This window comes from Cupriavidus sp. 96C5-1 (assembly GCF_057798855.1).
Map to the genome: position 1 here is coordinate 19219 of NZ_JBYOJU010000022.1, position 19893 is coordinate 39111.

Here is a 19893-nt window from a genome sequence, read left to right on the forward strand (position 1 = left end):
GCTCCCCCGCCCGCACTCCGGCAGCCTCGCCGGGGGCGCCACGATCCGCCGCGGTGGGACCGCCCTTCTCCTCGCAGAGAGTGACTATGTTTGAAAAAATTCTGATCGCGAACCGCGGTGAAATCGCCCTTCGCATCCAGCGCGCCTGCCGCGAACTCGGCATCAAGACAGTGGTGGTGTATTCGGAAGCCGACAAGGAAGCCAAATACGTCAAGCTGGCCGACGAAGCCGTCTGTATCGGCCCGGCACCGTCGCCGCTGTCCTACCTCAACATGCCGGCCATCATTTCGGCCGCCGAGGTGACCGACTCGCAAGCGATCCATCCAGGCTACGGCTTCCTGTCGGAAAACGCCGACTTCGCCGAACGCGTGGAAAAATCCGGCTTCGTCTTCATCGGCCCGACCTCCGAGAGCATTCGCCTGATGGGCGACAAGGTCTCGGCCAAGCAGGCCATGATCAAGTCCGGCGTGCCGTGCGTGCCGGGCTCCGAAGGTGCCCTGCCTGAAGACCCGAAGGAAATCCTGGCCATCGCGCGCACCGTGGGCTATCCGGTCATCATCAAGGCAGCAGGCGGCGGCGGTGGCCGCGGCATGCGCGTGGTGCACACCGAGGCCGCCCTGGTCAACGCGGTCAACATGACGCGCGAGGAAGCCGGCCGTGCCTTCGGCAACCCGGAGGTCTACATGGAGAAATTCCTGGAGAACCCCCGGCACGTCGAGATCCAGATCCTGGCCGACCAGCACCGCCAGGCAATCTGGCTGGGCGAGCGCGACTGCTCGATGCAGCGCCGCCACCAGAAGGTGATCGAGGAAGCGCCCGCACCGCACATCCCGCGCCGCCTGATCGAGCGTATCGGCGATCGCTGCGCCGAAGCGTGCAAGAAGATCGGCTACCGTGGCGCCGGCACCTTCGAGTTCCTGTACGAGAACAACGAGTTCTACTTCATCGAGATGAACACGCGCGTGCAGGTCGAGCATCCGGTCACCGAGATGATCACCGGCATCGACATCGTCCAGGAACAGATCCGCATCGCCTTCGGCGAGAAGCTGCGCTGGCGCCAGAAGGACGTGCAGCTGCGCGGCCACGCCATCGAATGCCGTATCAACGCCGAGGACCCGTTCAAGTTCACGCCGTCGCCCGGCCGCATCACCGCGTGGCACATGCCCGGCGGTCCCGGCGTGCGGGTCGACTCGCACGCGTATGATGGCTACTTCGTGCCGCCCAACTATGATTCGATGATCGGCAAGATCATCACCTACGGCGCGACCCGCGAGCAGGCCATCGCCCGCATGCGGATCGCGCTGTCGGAAATGGTGGTGGACGGCATCCAGACCAACGTACCGCTGCACCGCGAGCTGATGCTCGATGCCAACTTCGTCGAAGGCGGCACCAGCATTCACTATCTCGAGCACCGCCTGGCCCAGAAGACCGTGGCCAAGGGCGGCAAGCTCTGAAGCCGGCGCGGCCAGCAATCACGGACCGACAAGGATCACCTGTGGCATTTCAGGAATGTGTGATCGAAATCGCACAAGACCAGGCAGAAGCCTGGTCCGACGCACTGTTTGACCTCGGCGCGTTGTCGGTCTCGGTGGAAGACGCCGATGCCGATACGCCCGACGAGCAGCCGCTGTTCGGCGAGCCCGGCCTGGAGCCGACCCGCCTCGCATGGAACCGCTCGCGCGTGGTGGCGCTGTTCGACGACAGCGCCGATCCCGTGCTGGTGGTGGCCGCGGCCGCCAATGCGCTGGGTGTCGACCCGGTGCCGGCGTACCAGTTGCGCCCGGTCGAGGACCAGGACTGGGTGCGCCTGACGCAATCCCAGTTCGCGCCGATCCGCATCGGCGAGCGCATCTGGGTGGTGCCATCGTGGCACGAGGCGCCGGAGCCCGACGCGGTGGTGCTGGAGCTGGACCCGGGCCTTGCCTTCGGTACCGGCAGCCATCCGACCACGCGGCTGTGCATGCAGTGGCTGGAACAGAACATCAAGGCGGGCGAATCGGTGCTCGACTACGGCTGCGGCTCGGGCATCCTCGCCATCGTCGCGCGCAAGCTCGGCGCCGGCGACACGCTCGGCATCGATATCGACCCCAACGCGGTGGAAGCCTCGCGCTATAACGCCGAGCGCAATCACGTGGAGGCCACGTTCGCGCTGCCGGAAACCGTGTCCGAATCCAGCTACGACCTCGTTGTCGCCAATATCCTCTCCAACCCGCTGAAGCTGATGGCGGCCATGCTGAGCGCGCGGGTCCGCCCGGGCGGGCGGCTGGTGCTGTCGGGCGTGCTGGAGCGGCAGGCCGATGAAGTGGCCGCCGCCTATGCGCCCTGGCTGCCCCTGTCGGTCTGGCGCAGCGAGGAAGGCTGGGTGTGCCTGCACGGCACCCGCGGTGAAGGCCCCGGCACCCAGCACTGAGCCCAGCCGATGGCCGCAGCCAAGCTCGTCACGCGTTGCCCGGCCTGCCGCACGGCGTTCCGGCTGGTAGCGGATCAGTTGCGGCTGCGCCAGGGCCTGGTCCGCTGCGGCCAGTGCGACACCGTCTTCGACGCACGCGAACACCTGATCGAATTGCCGGCGCCGGCCGGCGGCCCCGAGCCCGCCGCGCAGGCGGCAGCGAGCACGGCTGCCCCTGCCGCGCCGGACGAGAGACCGCAACGGGAAGGCGTCGGCGAGACCATCCAGGCCGATACGCCGGCAGTCCCTCGCGCCCCATCCCGCGCCGAGACACCCCTGCCTGAAGCGCACGGCAAGCATGCCGCCGACGCCCCTCCTGCCGCGCAGGAAACCACGCAGGACGAGGCGCAAGAGCCCGACGACGCCCGCCCGGCCATCCCCGCTTTCGACCCTGGCTACGACCCCGGCTACGATGTACCCGCGCTCGATGCGCCCACCGTGATGCTGTACCAGACGCAGGCGGAGGCGGATCAGGCTGCACAGGCCGCCGGGCATCCGGCGGAGCCGGAGGACTACGCCGCCCATGGTGGCGAGGATGAGCCATCCGCGGTGTTCGTGCCCGGCATCGTGGACGCGGAGGACGAGGGCACTGATGGCACCGTCGAAGCTGCGGCGGCTGGCGCAGCGGATACCCCTGCCGGCAGCCATGCCGCGCCCGCCGCTCCGGAGACAGTCTCCTGGCCGCGCCTGGACCTCAACACCCTTGCCGGCGATCCGCTGGCGGGCAGCGACACCACGCACACGGCCGGCATGGCGGACGCGGCGGAGCTGGCCGAGCCGGGCAATGCCGCGAACGCATCCGAGACTGCCACTACAGGCCGTGCCCCGGCTGGCGCCGAAGCGGCGGCCGTTCCCAGCGCGAGCGGCTACCTGCGCGCCGAGGCGCAGGACGATTTCCCCGACATTCCCGCCGCCATCGCGCACGAGCAGGCCTCACACCCGTGGACACGCACCGGCACCCCCGCGGCGGCGCCGGTGTTTGCCCCCGACTTCCTGCGCCACGCGCGCGAGCGCGATCCCGGGCCCGCCAGGCGCCGGCGCGTGCTGCTGCGGCTGGCGATCGGATTGCTGGCGATTGCGGCGCTGGCGCAAGGCACCTACCTGGCACGCAGCCAGCTGGCCGGCCGCCTCCCCGTGCTGCGCCCCGCCTTCGAGGCGATCTGCGCGCCGCTCCGATGCGATGTCGCGCCGTGGCGCGACATCGACGCCCTGCGTATCGAAAGCTCCCAACTGCAGAAGCAGGATGAGGATTCCGATGCCTACCTGCTTGCCGTCACCCTGCGCAACCAGGGCCGGGCGACGGTGGCGCTGCCGGCCATCGAGCTGGTCATGACCGACCTGCAGGACCAGTTGCTGTTGCGCCGCGTGCTGCAACCTGCCGATTATCTGGAGGCGGATCAGCAGGCCTTTGCCATCCACGGCCTGCGGGCGGGCACGGAGCTCCCGCTTCGGGTACGATTCCGTTCGCAGCAGGCGGCGGCAAACTACCGCGTGCTGATCTTCTACCCCTGAATTTCACACGGGTTCGCCGCTCATCCCGGGCGCCCCCGATTCGCGAACCCGCATCTCACAGGAGCACATATGAGCAACGTCACCCTCGGCGGCAACGCCATCGAAGTCGGCGGCAAGTTTCCGCAAGCCGGCGACAAGGCCCCCGCATTCTCGCTGGTCGGCAAGGATCTGAAGGACGTCACGCTGGCCGATTTCGCCGGCAAGCGCAAGGTGCTCAATATCGTCCCGAGCCTGGACACCCCGGTTTGCCAGGCTTCGGCACGCAAGTTCAATGAAGCCGCCAGCGGCCTCGCCAACACCGTGGTGCTGACCATCTCGGCCGACCTGCCGTTCGCCATGGGCCGCTTCTGCACCGCCGAAGGCCTGGCCAATGTGGTGCCGCTGTCGCTGATGCGCGGCGCCGACTTCAAGGGCAACTACGGCGTGGACGTCAAGACCGGGCCGCTCGCCGGCGTGACCGCGCGCGCCGTGGTGGTGCTCGACGAGAACGACACCGTGAAATACAGCGAACTGGTTTCGGAGATCAAGAACGAGCCCGACTACGATGCCGCTCTGGCCGCATTGAAGTAAGCGCGCCACCAGCCAGGTGCGGCCACCCGGTCCCACGGGTGGCCGTTTTCATTCAGAGGGCGCCGGCCCTGAGCGCCGCGCCCGGGCCAATCGGCCCAGTCGCACAGCATTGCAAGATTCTTGGAGAGAGCATGTCCAGCCTGATCTGTGGCTCCGTCGCCTACGACACCATCATGACGTTCGAAGGGCGCTTCCGCGAACATATCCTGCCCGACCAGATCCACATGCTGAACGTGTCCTTCCTGGTCCCGGCCATGCGCCGCGAGTATGGCGGCTGCGCCGGCAACATCGCCTACACCCTCAAGCTGCTGGGCGGCGAGCCGGTGGTCATGGCGACCGTGGGCGCCGATGCCGAGCCCTACCTGCAATACCTGCGCGCGCTCGGCATCAGCACCGAGCATATCCGCACCCTGCCCGACACCTATACCGCGCAGGCCATGATCACCACCGACCTGGACAATAACCAGATCACCGCCTTCCACCCCGGCGCGATGAACCAGTCGCAGCTGTCGCATGTGCAGGACGCACTTGGCGGCGACAAGGCACCCGGCCTGGGCATCGTCGCCCCCGACAGCCGCGAAGGCATGCTGCACCACGCCCGCCAGTTCGCCGACGCCGGCGTGCCTTTCATCTTCGATCTTGGTCAGGCGATGCCGTTGTTCAACGGCGACGATCTGCGCCAGTTCGTTGAACTCGCCAGCTACGTGACGGTCAATGACTACGAAGCGCAGATCCTGTTGTCGCGTACCGGCTGGACCAGCGAGGAAGTTGCCGCGCAGGTGCGCGCCTTCATCGTGACCCATGGCGAACGTGGCGCCAGCGTCTTTGCCGGCGGCCAGCAGTACAATATCGCCGCCGTGAAGCCGGATCGGATCGTCGACCCCACCGGCTGCGGCGATGCGTTCCGTGGCGGCCTGCTGTACGGTATCGAGCAAGGCTTCGACTGGGAAACCACCGGCCGGCTTGCCAGCCTGATGGGCTCCATCAAGATCGCGCACCAGGGTCCGCAGAACCACAAGCCGTCGCGCGACGAAATCGGTCAACGCTTCCAGTCGGCTTTTGGCTACCGCTACGAATAATACGTTCTGAATACCTTTTGACGGGATTGATCCTATGCATACCCTGATCCGCACCAGCGCCCTCGCGCTTGCCGCGGCCGCCACCCTGGTGGCCGGCTGCGCCGCCCAGTCGAATTCCGCCAGCATCTATACGCCCGGCCAGGCGCAACGCGAGCAGACCTTGCGCTTCGGCGTGGTCGAGACCGTGCGCGAGGTGCTGATCCAGGGCGAGCAGACCGGTGCCGGCACCATCGCCGGTGGCGCCATCGGCGGCATCGCCGCCGGCAGCACCATCGGCAACGGCGGCGGTTCGGTGGCGGCGGGGGTACTCGGCGCGGTGCTGGGCGGCATCGCCGGCAGCATGGCCGAGAACAAGATCAGCCAGCGGCGCGGCCTGGAAATCACTGTCAGGCTCGACAACGGCGACATGCGCGCCATCGTGCAGGATGCCGACGAGGCCTTCCGCCCGGGCGAACGCGTGCGCCTGCTGTCGTCCGGCGGCACGACCCGGGTCACGCACTAGGCCAAGCGGGCCAACGCGGTTCGCGCCGCGGCAGCATCCCGCCAGAGCGCCGCCTCCTTCACGGGGGCGGCGTTTTTTTCTGGCAATCCCGGCAGCGCGCGGAGCTGTGCCTGAGCCCACCCTGACGGCTCCTGCAGCACCCTGGAACCGTCTCAGCCGCATCCACGCCGCAGAGGCAAGCCTCGCCCTGCGTGCCTGCCCGAGAGGCCATCTGAGGGCCATCTGAGGGGCCGCCGCCCCCCTCCGAAGGCGCGCCAGCCTGCTCAGCCTCCGGTTGCCAATAACGCCGCCGCCACCGCATCGGGATCGCGTCCCGCTGCTGCCAGCACCAGGGTCTTGCGCCGGGAAGTCTGGCCGCTCTTCAGGCTGACCGAACGGCGCGGCAGGCCCAGCGCGGCAGCGAGCCACTGGCACAGGGCCTCGTTGGCCTTGCCGTCCACGGGCGGCGCCGCCAGCCGGACCTTCAGCACGCCGTCATACTCGCCCGCCGCCGCAGTGACCTTGGCGCCCGGCTGCACGTGCACCATCACCACGATCTCATCCTGCTGCGTGCCCTTGCCCCTGCGGCACCATGCTGCCATCTGTCTCTCCCAGGCTTGCCGAATGTCCATGCGTCCATGAAAAAACCCGCCGGGCTTTCACCGTCGGCGGGTTGGCAAGACTGGCGTCTTGCGGACCGGATACGCCGTATCCGGTCAGTGCGACACGCGATGCGTGCCTTGGCGATTCCCAGCGAAAGCCGTCAACGGCACCTTACGGACGGGTGCCCGTCGGGAAGGGCCATGCCGCAGCCGGGTTCAGCGCGGTCTTGGCAGCTGCAGCGGGTGCAACGGCAGGAGCAGCGGCAGGCTTGGCAGCAGGCGCAGCCTTCTTGGCGGCAGCCTTCTTGGCCGGAGCCTTCTTGGCAGCAGCGGCCTTCTTCGCCGGTGCGGCCTTCTTGGCAGCGGCGGCCTTCTTCGCCGGTGCAGCCTTCTTGGCCGGTGCGGCCTTCTTGGCGGCAACCTTCTTGGCCGGTGCTGCGGCCTTCTTCGCTACAACCTTCTTGGCTGCGGCTTTCTTGGCCGGTGCTGCGGCCTTCTTCGCTACGACCTTCTTGGCCGCGGCCTTCTTCGCCGGAGCCGCTGCCTTCTTGGCCGGTGCTGCAGCCTTCTTCGCTACAACCTTCTTGGCGGCGACCTTCTTCACTGCAGCCTTCTTGGCCGGCGCAGCTTTCTTGGCCGGTGCTGCCTTCTTGGCGGCGACCTTCTTCACTGCGGCCTTCTTGGCCGGAGCGGCGGCCTTCTTGGCGGCCGGCTTGGCAGCGGCCTTCTTAGCCGCCGGTTTCTTCTTTGCAGTCGTTGCCATGGATAACTCCTTCACTAGAGAGTGAATATCGAATGACCTAAGTTGGCGACCCGACCGACCCGAGGCGCGATACAACCGTGCGACCCCAGTCGAGCGAGCGATTCATCGGCGCACGGCACCGTTGTGGCCGCACGCTAATGAATTCGGTGGCAGGGGCACCGCGGCGCGCGGTGCGAATGTGGCCAAGCGGAGCCCGCAGCCGGGCTTCTGACGCTTGCCGCGCCCTGGAATATTCGATCTGCCCGCGCCATCCGCCGGATCGGCGCGCGGCATGAAAAGAAGAGATATCGGCCGGCATTTCAGCGATGCGGGCAAAGCCACGCGCACCACGTACGGCATTCGTTTGGGGGTAGTTCGCCCATCCCGTTACTGGGCCAAAGGAGACTGCACGCGTTTTAGAAAACCAGTACGGCTTGGTCTGCGTCAAAGTTCTAGTGCTCCTGAGCTACCTGATTCATTGCATTGAAGCTGGGGTGCTCATCGTTCGGCATCACGTCCAACCTCATCGTTCCATCTTGCTGTCTTGCTTGCCACGCAGCCATGCAATGAAGTGAGACTCTTGTCAAGGCGAATCATAATTCGTTTGTTGGGCGATGTTAAGAAAAAAGTGCAAAAAAACTTGCGCGCAAGCATGACAGCGTCTTCATCGCCGTGATCGCACTCCACTCCCCTCGTCCTTGCATGCGCGCGATGCGCTCTCATCGTGTCCCTCGCTCGCTCGGATCGCTGCGCGCGGGCACGCCAGCAGTAAAAAAATACGCAGCGCGCGAGCACGAAGCGACGGGTCGGCATGCGCGATTCTCTTCGCGCAAGCCGCGCTGCCCGCATGTGTCCGGCACGCTTCGCCAGCGTCCTCCACATCGCTTCCGGAAAACCGGAAACCCGCATGCGCAAAGGCTTTGCGGGCAGGCAGAAATTTCCGTCTAGCGAGCGCGAGCACGCGTTGCGCCTTCGTCCTCGCACGCTGCGCCCGGCTGCAAGCGGCGGCCGCCGATGCAGCGGCAGCGATGCCGTGAAGGTCTGCGTCGACGTCGCTACGCAAAGCGCGGCGAGACGAGCAGCGAAGCACGAGACATGCGCTCACGCACTACGCGAACAGTGATGCGCCGGCGCAACGCTTTGCGCATCGTCACCGCGGCATGCGTGCTCTGGCGACGCGCTTGCACTGCCTCGCGGTGCTTTGCGCAGCGACGACGACGCGAGGCGTCCGATGGCAAGCCTTCACTGCGGCCCGACGTTGGTGGCGCGCCGTCGGCCCGAGTGCCACGCGACCGAATGCACGCAGCGGGCGATGCGCTTCGGCAAGTGCTATCCGCCGGTCCGGCTCGCGCATCGCGAAGGCAACGACGCTCCGCCGCGCGACGACCGGCCGACCGACCAAGCGCTCGCTCGCAGCACGATGGCGACGCCGGGCGCCAGTCCGATACGGGCTCGACACTGGTCTCCCCATACGCCACGAAGCGCGGCAGTCGCGGTGCCCCCTTCGCCCGACCTCAGACCGGCAACGCCGCACGCACCGGCACGCTGGCGGCGCCACTTGAAACGAACGCCTAGAGGATTGCTTCGGGCCACCGCCGGTGGACAAATTGCTGCATGACAAAATACGCCTTTGGCCAGCAGCCACGCCGGTTTCCGGTGCGCAACGGACGCAGCTTTGGTGCGTACGCAAACATCACCTGCCGATTGCGGCGCGAGCCCATCGCCAGTAGATTGGCGTACCCGCGCTACCGGCCGGCCGAACCTGCAGAGCGATCGGCCATCACGCGGCGCCGCCATGGCACTGCGCTCAAGCGCGCACCAACTTGAAGAGGAGATTCCGATGCACTTTACTGCCCCCCGCTCCGTCGCACGCACCGCCAGCATGGCGGTACGCATCACGGTGCTCGCCGGCGCGCTGCTGGGTAGCACCGCGGCGCTGGCCCAGGCCACGCCGAGCGGCGCATGGAAGACCATCGACGACACCACCGGCAAGCCCCGCGGCCTGGTGGAGATCAGCGAGCGCAATGGCGTCTACAGCGGCAAGCTCGTCAAGAGCTTCGTCGAAAGCGACGGCAAGCCCAAGGTGTGCGAGAAGTGCACCGACTCGCGCCGCGACCAGCCGATCATGGGCATGACCATCATCACCGGGCTGCGCAAGACCGGCGACAACGAATGGAGCGGCGGCGAGATCCTCGACCCGGAAAGCGGCAAGGTCTACAAGACCAAGATGTCGCTGGCGGAGGACGGCAACAGGCTCAACGTGCGCGGCTACATCGGCATCAGCCTGCTGGGACGCACCCAGACCTGGGAGCGCGAACGCTAGGCTGCCAGCGCGAACGGTGCCGGTGCCGGCACCGGCACCATCATTTGGGCACGTCAGCCCATGACCACCTGGCTGCCCCTGCGCCTCTTCCCCCACTGCCTGTCCTGGCGCAGCGCACCCTTGCCGCTACCGGCAGCCCCTCGCCGCAGCATCATCCCCGCCACCGCCGCCTTCCTGTCCGGCCAGGCACCTGACCCGCCGGCTGCCATGCGCTGCTCGCATGACGCCATGCGCAGAATTCGTTTTCGGCCCGGCGGCGCTCCTTCTAACATCGGCCTTACCTGCCGTGCGCCGCGCTCTCCCCCGGCCGCGCCGGGCGGCGCTGCCACGCCGACCCGGCATCAATGTGGCCAGCGCACCGGACCCGCCAACCAGGAGGAAGCCATGCCAGCAAGCGCCCGCCCAGAAGCGCCACCGATCGTCAGCGGCTCGCAACGCCGCCGCGCCATCGTCGCCACCGTGATCGGCAACGGTCTCGAGTGGTTCGATTTCACCGTCTACAGCTTCTTCGCGGTCATCATCGCGAAGCGCTTCTTTCCCACCGGCGACGACCTGTCCTCGCTCCTGCTGGCGGTTGCCACCTTCGGCGTGGGATTCTTCATGCGGCCGGTCGGCGGCATCATCCTCGGGGTATACGCCGACCGCGTGGGTCGCAGGGCGGCACTGTCGCTGACCATCCTGCTGATGGCGCTGGGCACCACCATGATCGGCCTTGCGCCCACCTACGAACAGATCGGCCTATTCGCACCGCTGCTGATCGTGGTGGCGCGCCTGCTGCAGGGATTCTCCGCCGGCGGCGAGATGGGCGGGGCCACCGCCTTCCTGACCGAATACGCGCCCGTCGAGCGGCGCGCCTACTACTCGAGCTGGATCCAGGCCAGCATCGGCGTGGCAGTGCTGCTGGGCGCCGCGGTCGGTACCTTCGTGACCTCGGCACTGAGTGCGGAGGCCCTCGATAGCTGGGGATGGCGCCTGCCCTTCCTGCTGGGCATCGTGATCGGGCCGGTGGGCTACTACATCCGCCATCACCTCGACGAGACACCGGCTTTCCGCGAAGCGGCCGAGAAGTCCGACTCGCCGCTGGCCGAAGTGCTGCGCGACTATCCGCGCCAGACCGCGGCCAGCTTCTCGATGGTGATCCTGTGGACGGTCTGCACCTATGTGCTGCTGTTCTATATGCCGACCTACTCGGTCAAAGTGCTCCATGTGCCGCAGTCGACCGGCTTTATCGCCGGCATGGTGGGCGGCCTGGCCATCATGGTGTGTTCACCGCTGGTCGGGCAGCTGGCCGACCGCATCGGCCGCCGCGTGCTGCTCTCGGGCTCGGCACTGCTGATCCTGCTGCTGGCCTACCCCATGTTCGTCTATATCAACCGGATGCCGGGCCTGGCCTCGCTGGTGAGCTTCCAGCTGGTGTTCGGCGTGCTGATCGCCACCTACACCGGCCCCATCCTGGCAGCGTTCTCCGAACTGTTCCCCGCCAAGGTGCTGTCGACCGGCTTGTCGGTCGCCTACAACCTGGCGGTCACCATCTTCGGCGGCTTCGCCTCCTTCATCATCACCTGGCTGATCGCCAGCACGGGCAGCACCATGGCGCCCGCAATCTATGTGATGTTCGCCGCCGCCATCAGCCTGGCCGGCACGCGCCTGGTGCGCGAGCCGGCCTACCTGCAATCCACGCGAGCCATCCGAGCCACCCAACCCGTCTAGTCCCGGCCTTTGCCGTCTCCCGCATGAAACAGATCCTCCTCAAGGGCGGCAACGTCCTAGATCCCGCCCACGGCAGTGTCCTGCAACGCCACGATGTCCTGATCGAGGGCGACCGCATCGTCGAGGTGTCCGCCACACCGGTCCACGCACCCGCCGCGCAACGGTTCGACATGACCGGCAAGACCGTGATGCCCGGACTGATCGACTGCCATGTGCACGTGCTGGCGTCGCTTGCCAATCTCGGCCTGAATGCGGTGCAGCCCAATGTCCTGGTGGCGTTCCGCGCCATGCCGATCCTGAAGGCCATGCTCGAGCGCGGCTTCACCACCGTGCGCGATGCGGGCGGCGCCGACTGGGGCCTGTCGCAGGCGATCGAATCCGGCCTGGTGCCGGGGCCGCGCATTTTCCCGTCCGGCAAGGCGCTGTCGCAGACCGGCGGGCACGGCGACTTCCGTCCGCGCGCCGACGTATTGGAGCCATGCTCGTGCGCCTTCCGCGCCGGCGCCATCGCCCGTGTGGCCGATGGCGTCGAGGCGGTGCGCCTGGCAGTGCGCGAAGAGATCCAGAAGGGAGCCAGCCAGATCAAGATCATGGCGTCCGGCGGCGTGGCCTCGCCCACCGACCCGATCGGCAATACGCAGTACAGCGAGGACGAGATCCGCGCCATCGTCGCCGAGGCCGAGGCGGCCCAGACTTATGTCATGGCGCACGCCTACACGGGCCGCGCCATCGCGCGCGCGGTGCGTTGCGGCGTGCGCACCATCGAGCACGGCAACCTGGTCGACCGCGCAGCCGCCCGCGTGATGCGCGAGCATGGCGCCTTCGTGGTGCCCACCCTTGTCACCTACGAGTCGCTCGCCCGCGACGGCGCGCGCCTGGGCCTGCCGGCCGAGTCGGTAGCCAAGATCGGGACGGTGCGCCAGGCCGGGCGCGACTCGCTTGCCATCTATGCCGAGGCCGGCGTGCCGATGGGCTTCGGTTCCGACCTGCTGGGCGAGATGCACCAGGATCAGTCGGACGAGTTCCGCATTCGCGCCGAACTGCTGGGCAACCTGGAAGCGATCCGCAGCGCGACTTCGATCGCTGCTGCCATCCTGCAGCGCGAGGGCGAACTCGGGACAGTTCGCGCCGGCGCGCTGGCCGACCTGATCGCCGTGGATGGCAATCCGCTGGCGGACATCGGCCTGCTCGGCGGCCAGGGCAGGCACCTGGCGATGGTGATGCAGGCAGGACGCCTGCATCGTCAGCCGGCCTGAGTCATCAGGTAGCCGGACGAAGCCGGCAGGATAGGCCAACGCCCGCGGACTATCATGGTGGCTAAACCGTCCCCCCGCCGCCATGCGCATCTCGCCCCTTCCTCCCCTGCCCTGCCTGGTCGCATTCGAGTCCGCCATGCGGCATGGCAGCTTCACCCGCGCCGCCAGCGAGCTCCACCTGACGCAGAGCGCCATCAGCCGGCAGGTTGCGCAGCTCGAGCACTTCCTCGGCAAGAAGCTCTTCATCCGCGAGCCGCGCGCACTGCGCCTGACCGTGAGCGGCCAGGCCTATGCCGAGGAAGTGCAGCGCCTGCTCGCGGCATGCGCCGAGGCGACCGAGGACGTGATGAAGCGCAAGGGTCATGGCGAGCTGACGGTGGCGTGCTCTTCCGGCGTGGCGGTGCTCTGGCTCACGCCCAGGCTGCCGGCATTCCGCGCCGCGCATCCCGACGTTCACCTGCGCCTGCTCGTCAACGATAGCCTGGCTTCGTTGGCGCCGGCCGAGTTCGACGTGGGCATGTACTACCTGCGCGAGGGCCCGCCCCCGGGACTGGCCTCGCGCCGCCTGTACGACGAAGAGGTCTTCCCGGTCTGCGCGCCGCACTACCTGGACGGGCGGCAGCTCGCGCCGGCCGAGCTCGCTGGCGAGACCTTGCTGACGCTGGAGGACGGGCAGCGCCAGTGGATGTCGTGGCAGACCTGGCTGGCCCGGAACGGCGTGGCCGACGCGCGCGCGCCCCGCAAGCTGGTGGCCAACCAGTACCCCATCCTGCTGCAACTCGCGATGGAAGGCCAGGGCATCGCCCTGGGGTGGCGCCACATGATCGACCGCTGCCTGCGCGAGCGGCTCCTGGTGCGCGCCAGCGAAGCGAGCGCGACGCTGGGCGGCGGCTACTACGCAGTGTGGCCCCAGGCCCGCGCGGAGGGCGCGGCGGCGCGGCTGTTCCGCAACTGGCTCGCACAGCAGAGCACGGCAGAGCAGTGAGCGCCGGCGAAGGCCGCACCGTCGCGGGTTCAGCGAATTGACAGCTTGGCTGGTTATCATCGGTCGCTCGCCGTAGCGGCGGTCCGATCTGATCTGCCGCCCGGCGCCCAAAACAGCCAATGGAGACAACCATGCGTATTCCCGCCACCAGCCGCGCGCTGGCCCTCGCCGTTCCCGCCCTGTTCGCCGCCTTCGCCATGCCCGCGTACGCCGCGGATGCCTGGCCGGCACACATGATCAAGTTCGTCGTGCCGTTCACCGCCGGCGGCGCCAACGACCTGGTGGCGCGCGCCGCCGCCGATGCGGTCGGCAAGCGGCTCGGCCAGACCGTGGTGATCGAGAACCGTCCCGGGGCGGGCGGCGTGATCGGCGCGGACTACGTGGCCAAGAGCAAGCCGGATGGCTACACCTTCCTGATCGGGGCGGTGGGCACGGTCACCAACGGCCTGATCCGCAGCAAGATGCCCTATGCGCCCGACGACCTGGTGCCGGTTTCGCTGATCGCGGTGAGCCCGTCGGTGATCGTGGTATCGCCTTCTTTGCCCGTGAACAACCTGAAGGAACTGGTCGAGTACTCCAGAAAGCAAGGCACGGCTGGCGCCAACTTCGCAACCGCCGGCAGCGGCAGCACGCCGCACTTCGTCGAAGAGATGCTCAAGGAAAAAGGCGCGGTGATGACCGTGGTGCCATACAAGAGCGGCTCGGAAAGCATCACCGCGGTGATCGGCAACCAGGTCACGGCCACCTCGGAGGCAAGCGTGGTGGTGCTGCCCAATATCAAGGCCGGCAAGCTCAAGGCGCTGGGCGCCACCTGGGACAAGCGCATGAGCGCGGCGCCCAACATCCCGACCACCGCCGAGCAGGGCATGCCCGAAGTGCGCATCGGCCACTGGGCCGGCGTCTTCGCGCCCAAGGGCACGGACCCGGCCATCCTCAAGAAGATGAACGCCGAGATGAGCGCCGCGATGCAGACGCAGGAAACACGCGAGCGCCTGATCCCCAACGGCATCGAGCCTGCGGGCGGGTCGCAGGAGAGTTTTATCGCCTTCATCAAGTCGGAGCGCGAGCGCCTCGGCCGCCTCGCCAAGAACGCCAATATGACGGCGGATTAAGAATATTTCCGGCCGCTCCGCGATGCGGAGCGGCCAATGTATCCTCCAGGCCCGCCATGTACGGGCCTGTTTCATTTCATAAACATGCCTCTTGATGCGCTTTATGCAAACAAAGTGCACCATGAAGTTCATATACCTGCCTCAATGTTTTTAATCAAAAACATTCAAGCCGATTTGCAATTGTCTGTGAAAAAAAGACAACGTGAATTGCAATGCTAATCATTCGCATTTATATTCCGGCTCGCCCAACATAATCGCTTACCGCCGTTGGCCGAACCACGCATGGCACGCCTGTCTCGACACTGCCGGCCGGTTCGTTGCCGCGGCCGCACCGGAACCGAGAAACGACATGAACCGCCGCACGCCGATCGCGACTGCCCTTTTCGCGCTGTTCGCCACTCCCGTTGTCGCCGTGGCCCAGACGGCCCCTGCCGCCGCTCCAGCCAGCCGGGGTGCGACGACGCTGCAGGAAGTGGTGGTGCAAGGCGGCAGCGCCCGCGACGACTACAACGCAGTGAAGAACTCGGTCAGCAAGCTGCCCGAGGATTTGCACGACATTGCGCAATCGGTGACGGTGGTCAACAAGGCGCTCATCGACGCGCAGGGCGGTACCTCGCTGGCGGATGCGCTGCGCAATGTGCCGGGCATCACCATCGGTGCGGCCGAGGGCGGCCAGATCGGCAACAACATCAACCTCAACGGGTTCTCCGCGCGTACCGATATCTACCTTGACGGCTTCCGCGACCGCGGCCAGTACTATCGCGACACCTTCGCGCTGGATTCGGTGGAAGTGCTGATGGGGCCCTCGTCGATGCTGTTCGGACGCGGATCCACGGGCGGCGTGATCAACCAGGTCAGCAAGAAGCCCTCGCTCAAGGCCGCCACCGAGGTATCGGGCTCGGTCACCACCAATGGCATGGTGCGCGCCACCGCCGACTACAACACGCCCACCGGCGAAACGTCAGCCTTCCGCATCGCCGCGATGGCGCAGGACGGCGCGCCCACCACGCGCGACCAGATGACGGTGCAGGATTTCGGCCTCGCGCCATCCTGGCGCCTGGGCATCGGCACCCCGACGGAGATCACGCTGTCGGCGCTGGTGCAGCATAACGAAGACATGGCGGACTACGGCTTCCCGGCGATCAACGGGCATCCGGTCAACGTCAACCGCAAGACGTCCTACGGCTACAACGACGACCGCACCATCCAGGACGTGGCCGCGCTCAACGCCACCGTCGATCACAAGTTCTCCCCCAACCTGCGGCTGCGCAACCAGACCCAGTTCAACTACGTCAACACCAACGCGCGCGAAACCGCGCCGAACGCCGTGGGCACGGTCAGCATCAAGGGCTTCACCCCGCTGACCACCACCACGCTGCCGCTGGACGCGCTGTCGGTACGCCTGCAAAGCCATGATCGTCATATCCGCGACTACTCGATCTTCAACCAGACCGAGCTGACCGCCAAGTTCGACACCGGCCCGGTCAAGCACACCGTGCTGGTTGGCGCCGAGATCGGCCACGACGGCTATGACAACCAGAACTACTACCGCAACGGCAGCTGCAACGGCGTGGCACTGAATGCCGCAGCGACCGCCACCGCGGCGGCCGGCACCAGCGGCTACGTGGCCTGCGAGCCGCTCGTGGCGCCGACCTACAGCAACTCGCCGACGAATGCGCCGAGCGTGGCTGGCAACCGGCAGGGCGCCTCGGCCAATACCTTGGCGGCCTACATCAACGACTCGGTGGAGCTCAGCAAGCAATGGAAGCTGGTGGGCGGCGTGCGCTACGACCGGTACATCGCCAGCATCACCAATTCGGTCAATTCGACCAACACCCTGGGCAACACCAGCCTGGCCAGTGCCGACCAGACCGTCAACTTCACCAGCGTGCGCCTGGGTGGCATCTGGCAGCCGACGGAGGCACAGTCCTACTACGTGTCGTATGGCACGTCGTTCAATCCGTCGCTGGAGCAGATGGTTGCCACCGTGGGCCAGCAGAACCTGGCCCCGGAGAAGAACAAGTCCTACGAAGTGGGCGGCAAGTGGGACCTGATGGGCGGCGACCTGTCGCTGACCTCGGCAGCGTTCCAGATCACCAAGGACAACGCGCGCAGCCAGATCGACGCGACCACCTACGCGCTCACCGGCCAGATCCGCGTGCGCGGTTTCCGCGCCGGCGCCACCGGGCACATCACCAACAAGTGGCAGGTGTTCGCGGGCTATACCTTCCTGGACGCCGAGATCGTCAACGGTATTGCCGCCGGCACCCAGGGCATGACGCCGGTCAACACGCCAAAGCACACCGCCACGGCATGGACCAGCTACCGCGTACTGCCGGACTGGGAAGTCGGTGGCGGCGCCTTCTATATGTCGCAGCGCTATGCCAACAACACGGATACCGTGCAGGTAGGCGGCTACGTGCGCTGGGACGGCATGATCGCCTACCACCAGCCCAGGTACGATGTGCGCCTGAACCTGTTCAACCTGCTCGACAAGAAGTATTTCGATGCGCTGATCCCGTCGGACGGCGGCCGCTCCGTGCCCGGCACCGGCCGCACTGCGATGCTGTCCTTCGTCTACCGCATGTAAGCTGAGATAAAGTGGCATGACGCCATGTCACGCCACACGGCGGCGCCGGACACCTGCCGTGCGCCGCCGCCAAACCCTGCCGAGATTGCCATGCTTGTCTGCATTCCCAAGGTCCTCAACGCGGAGCAGCTCGCCACCGTGCGCCAGCGCCTCGACCAGGCCGGCGACGCCTGGGTGAACGGCCGCGTCTCGGCCGGCTACTCCGGCGCTCCGGTCAAGTTCAACCAGCAGATCGACGAGCGCGCCGAAGTGGCGCTGCAGTGCCAGCACCTGATCCTCGGCGTGCTGGAGCGCAATCCGCTGTTCATCAGCGCCGCGCTGCCCAATATCGTCTATCCGCCGATGTTCAACCGCTACAGCGAAGGCATGACCTTCGGCGCCCATGTGGACGGCAGCGTACGCATCCATCCGCACAATGGCCGCAAGCTGCGCACCGACGTCTCCGCCACGCTCTTCCTCAGCGACCCCGCCAGCTACGACGGCGGCGAGCTGCAGGTGGAAGACACCTATGGCACCCACAGCGTCAAGCTGGAAGCCGGCGACATGGTGGTCTATCCCGCCACCAGCCTGCACCAGGTCACGCCGATCACGCGCGGCACGCGGGTGGCGAGCTTCTTCTGGATCCAGAGCCTGGTGCGCGACGATGCGCAGCGCGCGCTGTTGTTCGAACTGGACAGCGCCATCCAGAAACTCAACCAGACCGGCGCCGACGAAGGCGCCCGGCGCTCGCTGGTGGGTTGCTATCACAACCTCCTGAGGCAGTGGACCGACACCTGAAACGGGTCGATCCGCCAGCCGCAACCCGGCATGGCGCCGGCGCCATGCCGCTCTTGCATCCGGTGGCGCAACGGCCATCGCGCTGCGCCGCGCGCCTGGCAGGTTGAGGTTGGCGACGTTCACGCGCATTTCAGGCGAATTGCTCCGCCAGCGCCGCCCTGACCTTGCCAACCAGCGGCGCCTCCCCGGCCCGGGCGGGCAGCAGGAAAAACTCCGCCGGCGGCAGGACCGGCAGCTTCAGCCTGGCCGTCGCCTGGGCGTCGAGCCGTGCCACGCCGTGCCCGATCGCGGACTCGTTCAGGCAGGAAATGCCCAGTCCGGCGGCCAGCGCGAGCTGCAGGCCGGCCACGCCGGACGCGGAATGCGCGATCACATGGTCCAGGCGCCGGCGCCGCAGCATCTGCACCACGTACTGATGCAGCGAGCAGGTGTCGGGCAGCAGCACCAGCGGCAGGGGCACGCCGACCTCCCCGGCCTCGCCTTCGCCCGCCACCCATGCCAGCGCCTCGCGGCGCAGTACCGTGCCGCGCGCGCCCTTCCGGCCCGCGCGGGAGCCCGGCAGCCGCATCGACAAGCCGATATCGAAGGCATCGGTCAGCGCCCCGGCATCGATCATGCCGCTCTTCATCACGGTCACGTGCAGCCGCAGATAGGGATAGTGCTCGCGCAGCCGGCGCAGCATGCCGGCGATCTCGCCGGGCCGGAAGTAGTCCGTCACCGCCAGCCGCAGCTCGCCGTCCAGCGTATGGCCGCGCAGATCCTGCAGCGCCAGCTCGGAAAGGGCAAGGATGCGCCGCGCGTATTCGAGCAGCCGCAGGCCCGCCGGCGTTGGCGCCGCGCCCTGCTTGCCGCGGGTGAGCAGCGGCACGCCCGCGCGCTCCTCCAGCTTGCGCAACTGCTCGCTGACCGAGGACTGCGACAGAAACAGCCTGGGCGCGGCGGCCGACAGGCTGCCGGCATCCGTCACGGTGACGAACGTACGCAACTGATCCAGTTCGAAGCCGCGCATGGCTGCCTCCTTCATGTTTCGGTATTGACGATGGATAGTATCGTTAATTCCCGTTTTTCCGATGGAAGGCAAACTCCTAGAATGGTTTCACCAACCCGCGGCAACACCCGATACGCAACCCGCAACCCCGACTCAAGGAGCCAGCCATGCCCCACATCAACCTGCAGATCTCCGGCAAACCCGATGCCTCGCTGACCCGCCGCAGCGCCGCCGCCGTGGCGGAGCTGACCCAGCGCATCCTCGGCAAGCGCCCCGAGGTGATCGCCGTTGCCGTGCAATACGTCGACCGCGACGCCTGGATCATCGGCGGCGAATCGCTCTCGGAGCAGGACCGCAACGCCTTCCATCTCGACATCAGCGTGACCGACGAGACCAACACCAAGGCCGAGAAGGCGCAGTTCCTGCGGGAGACGTTCGACACCCTCGCCGCGTTGATCGGCAAGGTCCACCCGGTTTCGTACATCCACATCGTCGACGCGCGCGCGGCCACCTACGGCTACGCGGGCCTGACCCAGGAGTACCGCTACCACCACAGCTGAGCAGCGGGACCGGGGAAGGCCGGGCGGTGCGAGCCCGCCGTGCCCCGGAGAGGCCAATCTTTGCGGCAGGACATTCCGCATTGCAACAAAATGTGTCAAAGTCGGCACCCTGGTCTGTCGCGTGCGGCGCCACGAGCACCGCGCGCGCGGAAGTCAA

General features: G+C 67.1%; 17 protein-coding genes. 14 read left to right on the forward strand and 3 right to left on the reverse strand.

Annotation, left to right across the window (positions count from 1 at the left end):
- Positions 1-86: 86 nt before the first annotated feature.
- The 6 genes from accC (at position 87) to AC3FOF_RS22720 (ending at position 6112) form a co-directional block, all read left to right on the forward strand.
- On the forward strand, positions 87-1454 hold the full coding sequence (gene accC / locus AC3FOF_RS22695; protein WP_017226128.1) for an acetyl-CoA carboxylase biotin carboxylase subunit: 1368 nt from the start codon (positions 87-89) through the stop codon (positions 1452-1454).
- Positions 1455-1495: 41 nt separating this feature from the next.
- Complete coding sequence (gene prmA / locus AC3FOF_RS22700; protein ID WP_276266312.1) at positions 1496-2410, forward strand: 50S ribosomal protein L11 methyltransferase; 915 nt, start codon at positions 1496-1498, stop codon at positions 2408-2410.
- Positions 2411-2419: 9 nt separating this feature from the next.
- Complete coding sequence (locus tag AC3FOF_RS22705) at positions 2420-3961, forward strand: DUF3426 domain-containing protein (protein ID WP_488727853.1); 1542 nt, start codon at positions 2420-2422, stop codon at positions 3959-3961.
- Between the two features lie 69 nt (positions 3962-4030).
- A complete protein-coding gene (tpx, locus tag AC3FOF_RS22710; RefSeq protein WP_017227421.1) occupies positions 4031-4531 on the forward strand; it encodes a thiol peroxidase in 501 nt (166 codons plus the stop codon).
- A 131-nt stretch (positions 4532-4662) separates the two neighbouring features.
- Entirely contained in the window at positions 4663-5610 is a 948-nt protein-coding gene (locus tag AC3FOF_RS22715) for a carbohydrate kinase family protein (protein WP_017227420.1), read from the forward strand.
- 34 nt (positions 5611-5644) lie between these two features.
- Positions 5645-6112: an outer membrane lipoprotein gene (locus tag AC3FOF_RS22720; RefSeq protein ID WP_017227419.1), complete on the forward strand. Its 468-nt coding sequence runs from the start codon at positions 5645-5647 to the stop codon at positions 6110-6112.
- Positions 6113-6375: 263 nt separating this feature from the next.
- Here AC3FOF_RS22720 and AC3FOF_RS22725 read toward each other — a convergent pair whose 3' ends face one another.
- Both AC3FOF_RS22725 and AC3FOF_RS22730 read right to left on the reverse strand, forming a co-directional pair.
- Positions 6376-6693: a DUF167 domain-containing protein gene (locus AC3FOF_RS22725; RefSeq protein ID WP_017227418.1), complete on the reverse strand. Its 318-nt coding sequence runs from the start codon at positions 6691-6693 to the stop codon at positions 6376-6378.
- A gap of 172 nt (positions 6694-6865) precedes the next feature.
- Positions 6866-7456, reverse strand: coding sequence for a histone H1-like DNA-binding protein (locus AC3FOF_RS22730; protein WP_017227417.1), 591 nt, complete (start codon positions 7454-7456; stop codon positions 6866-6868).
- A gap of 1861 nt (positions 7457-9317) precedes the next feature.
- On the opposite strand from AC3FOF_RS22730, the gene AC3FOF_RS22735 reads away from it, so the two are divergent.
- The 7 genes from AC3FOF_RS22735 (at position 9318) to AC3FOF_RS22765 (ending at position 18188) form a co-directional block, all read left to right on the forward strand.
- On the forward strand, positions 9318-9758 hold the full coding sequence (locus tag AC3FOF_RS22735) for a DUF2147 domain-containing protein (RefSeq protein ID WP_430869591.1): 441 nt from the start codon (positions 9318-9320) through the stop codon (positions 9756-9758).
- A gap of 384 nt (positions 9759-10142) precedes the next feature.
- A complete protein-coding gene (locus AC3FOF_RS22740) occupies positions 10143-11468 on the forward strand; it encodes an MFS transporter (protein ID WP_488727854.1) in 1326 nt (441 codons plus the stop codon).
- Positions 11469-11491: 23 nt separating this feature from the next.
- Positions 11492-12724, forward strand: a complete 1233-nt coding sequence (locus tag AC3FOF_RS22745) for a metal-dependent hydrolase family protein (protein WP_488727855.1) — start codon at positions 11492-11494, stop codon at positions 12722-12724.
- Between the two features lie 82 nt (positions 12725-12806).
- A complete protein-coding gene (locus tag AC3FOF_RS22750; RefSeq protein ID WP_488727856.1) occupies positions 12807-13709 on the forward strand; it encodes a LysR substrate-binding domain-containing protein in 903 nt (300 codons plus the stop codon).
- A 131-nt stretch (positions 13710-13840) separates the two neighbouring features.
- A complete protein-coding gene (locus AC3FOF_RS22755; RefSeq protein WP_488727857.1) occupies positions 13841-14821 on the forward strand; it encodes a Bug family tripartite tricarboxylate transporter substrate binding protein in 981 nt (326 codons plus the stop codon).
- A 349-nt stretch (positions 14822-15170) separates the two neighbouring features.
- Positions 15171-17411 carry a TonB-dependent receptor gene (locus AC3FOF_RS22760; RefSeq protein ID WP_488727858.1) on the forward strand — a complete coding sequence of 747 codons (2241 nt, stop codon included), beginning with the start codon at positions 15171-15173 and terminating at the stop codon, positions 17409-17411.
- Between the two features lie 90 nt (positions 17412-17501).
- Positions 17502-18188 (forward strand): Fe2+-dependent dioxygenase, encoded by a 687-nt coding sequence (locus tag AC3FOF_RS22765; RefSeq protein WP_488727859.1) that lies wholly within the window; start codon positions 17502-17504, stop codon positions 18186-18188.
- Positions 18189-18318: 130 nt separating this feature from the next.
- Here the strand turns inward: AC3FOF_RS22765 and AC3FOF_RS22770 are convergent, their stop codons facing one another.
- The gene (locus AC3FOF_RS22770) at positions 18319-19197 is read right to left on the reverse strand and encodes a LysR family transcriptional regulator (RefSeq protein ID WP_276267270.1); all 879 of its coding nucleotides are present in this window, start codon (positions 19195-19197) and stop codon (positions 18319-18321) included.
- Positions 19198-19343: 146 nt separating this feature from the next.
- On the opposite strand from AC3FOF_RS22770, the gene AC3FOF_RS22775 reads away from it, so the two are divergent.
- Positions 19344-19736, forward strand: a complete 393-nt coding sequence (locus AC3FOF_RS22775; RefSeq protein WP_276267269.1) for a tautomerase family protein — start codon at positions 19344-19346, stop codon at positions 19734-19736.
- Positions 19737-19893 lie beyond the last annotated feature (157 nt).

Bases quoted from the DNA above. Each gene is read 5' to 3' on its own strand.
- accC (WP_017226128.1), top strand. From the start codon at position 87: ATGTTTGAAAAAATTCTGATCGCGAACCGCGGTGAAATCGCCCTTCGC.
- AC3FOF_RS22705 (WP_488727853.1), top strand. From the start codon at position 2,420: ATGGCCGCAGCCAAGCTCGTCACGCGTTGCCCGGCCTGCCGCACGGCG.
- tpx (WP_017227421.1), top strand. From the start codon at position 4,031: ATGAGCAACGTCACCCTCGGCGGCAACGCCATCGAAGTCGGCGGCAAG.
- AC3FOF_RS22715 (WP_017227420.1), top strand. From the start codon at position 4,663: ATGTCCAGCCTGATCTGTGGCTCCGTCGCCTACGACACCATCATGACG.
- AC3FOF_RS22720 (WP_017227419.1), top strand. From the start codon at position 5,645: ATGCATACCCTGATCCGCACCAGCGCCCTCGCGCTTGCCGCGGCCGCC.
- AC3FOF_RS22725 (WP_017227418.1), bottom strand. From the start codon at position 6,693: ATGGCAGCATGGTGCCGCAGGGGCAAGGGCACGCAGCAGGATGAGATC.
- AC3FOF_RS22730 (WP_017227417.1), bottom strand. From the start codon at position 7,456: ATGGCAACGACTGCAAAGAAGAAACCGGCGGCTAAGAAGGCCGCTGCC.
- AC3FOF_RS22735 (WP_430869591.1), top strand. From the start codon at position 9,318: ATGGCGGTACGCATCACGGTGCTCGCCGGCGCGCTGCTGGGTAGCACC.
- AC3FOF_RS22740 (WP_488727854.1), top strand. From the start codon at position 10,143: ATGCCAGCAAGCGCCCGCCCAGAAGCGCCACCGATCGTCAGCGGCTCG.
- AC3FOF_RS22745 (WP_488727855.1), top strand. From the start codon at position 11,492: ATGAAACAGATCCTCCTCAAGGGCGGCAACGTCCTAGATCCCGCCCAC.
- AC3FOF_RS22750 (WP_488727856.1), top strand. From the start codon at position 12,807: ATGCGCATCTCGCCCCTTCCTCCCCTGCCCTGCCTGGTCGCATTCGAG.
- AC3FOF_RS22755 (WP_488727857.1), top strand. From the start codon at position 13,841: ATGCGTATTCCCGCCACCAGCCGCGCGCTGGCCCTCGCCGTTCCCGCC.
- AC3FOF_RS22760 (WP_488727858.1), top strand. From the start codon at position 15,171: ATGAACCGCCGCACGCCGATCGCGACTGCCCTTTTCGCGCTGTTCGCC.
- AC3FOF_RS22765 (WP_488727859.1), top strand. From the start codon at position 17,502: ATGCTTGTCTGCATTCCCAAGGTCCTCAACGCGGAGCAGCTCGCCACC.
- AC3FOF_RS22770 (WP_276267270.1), bottom strand. From the start codon at position 19,197: ATGCGCGGCTTCGAACTGGATCAGTTGCGTACGTTCGTCACCGTGACG.
- AC3FOF_RS22775 (WP_276267269.1), top strand. From the start codon at position 19,344: ATGCCCCACATCAACCTGCAGATCTCCGGCAAACCCGATGCCTCGCTG.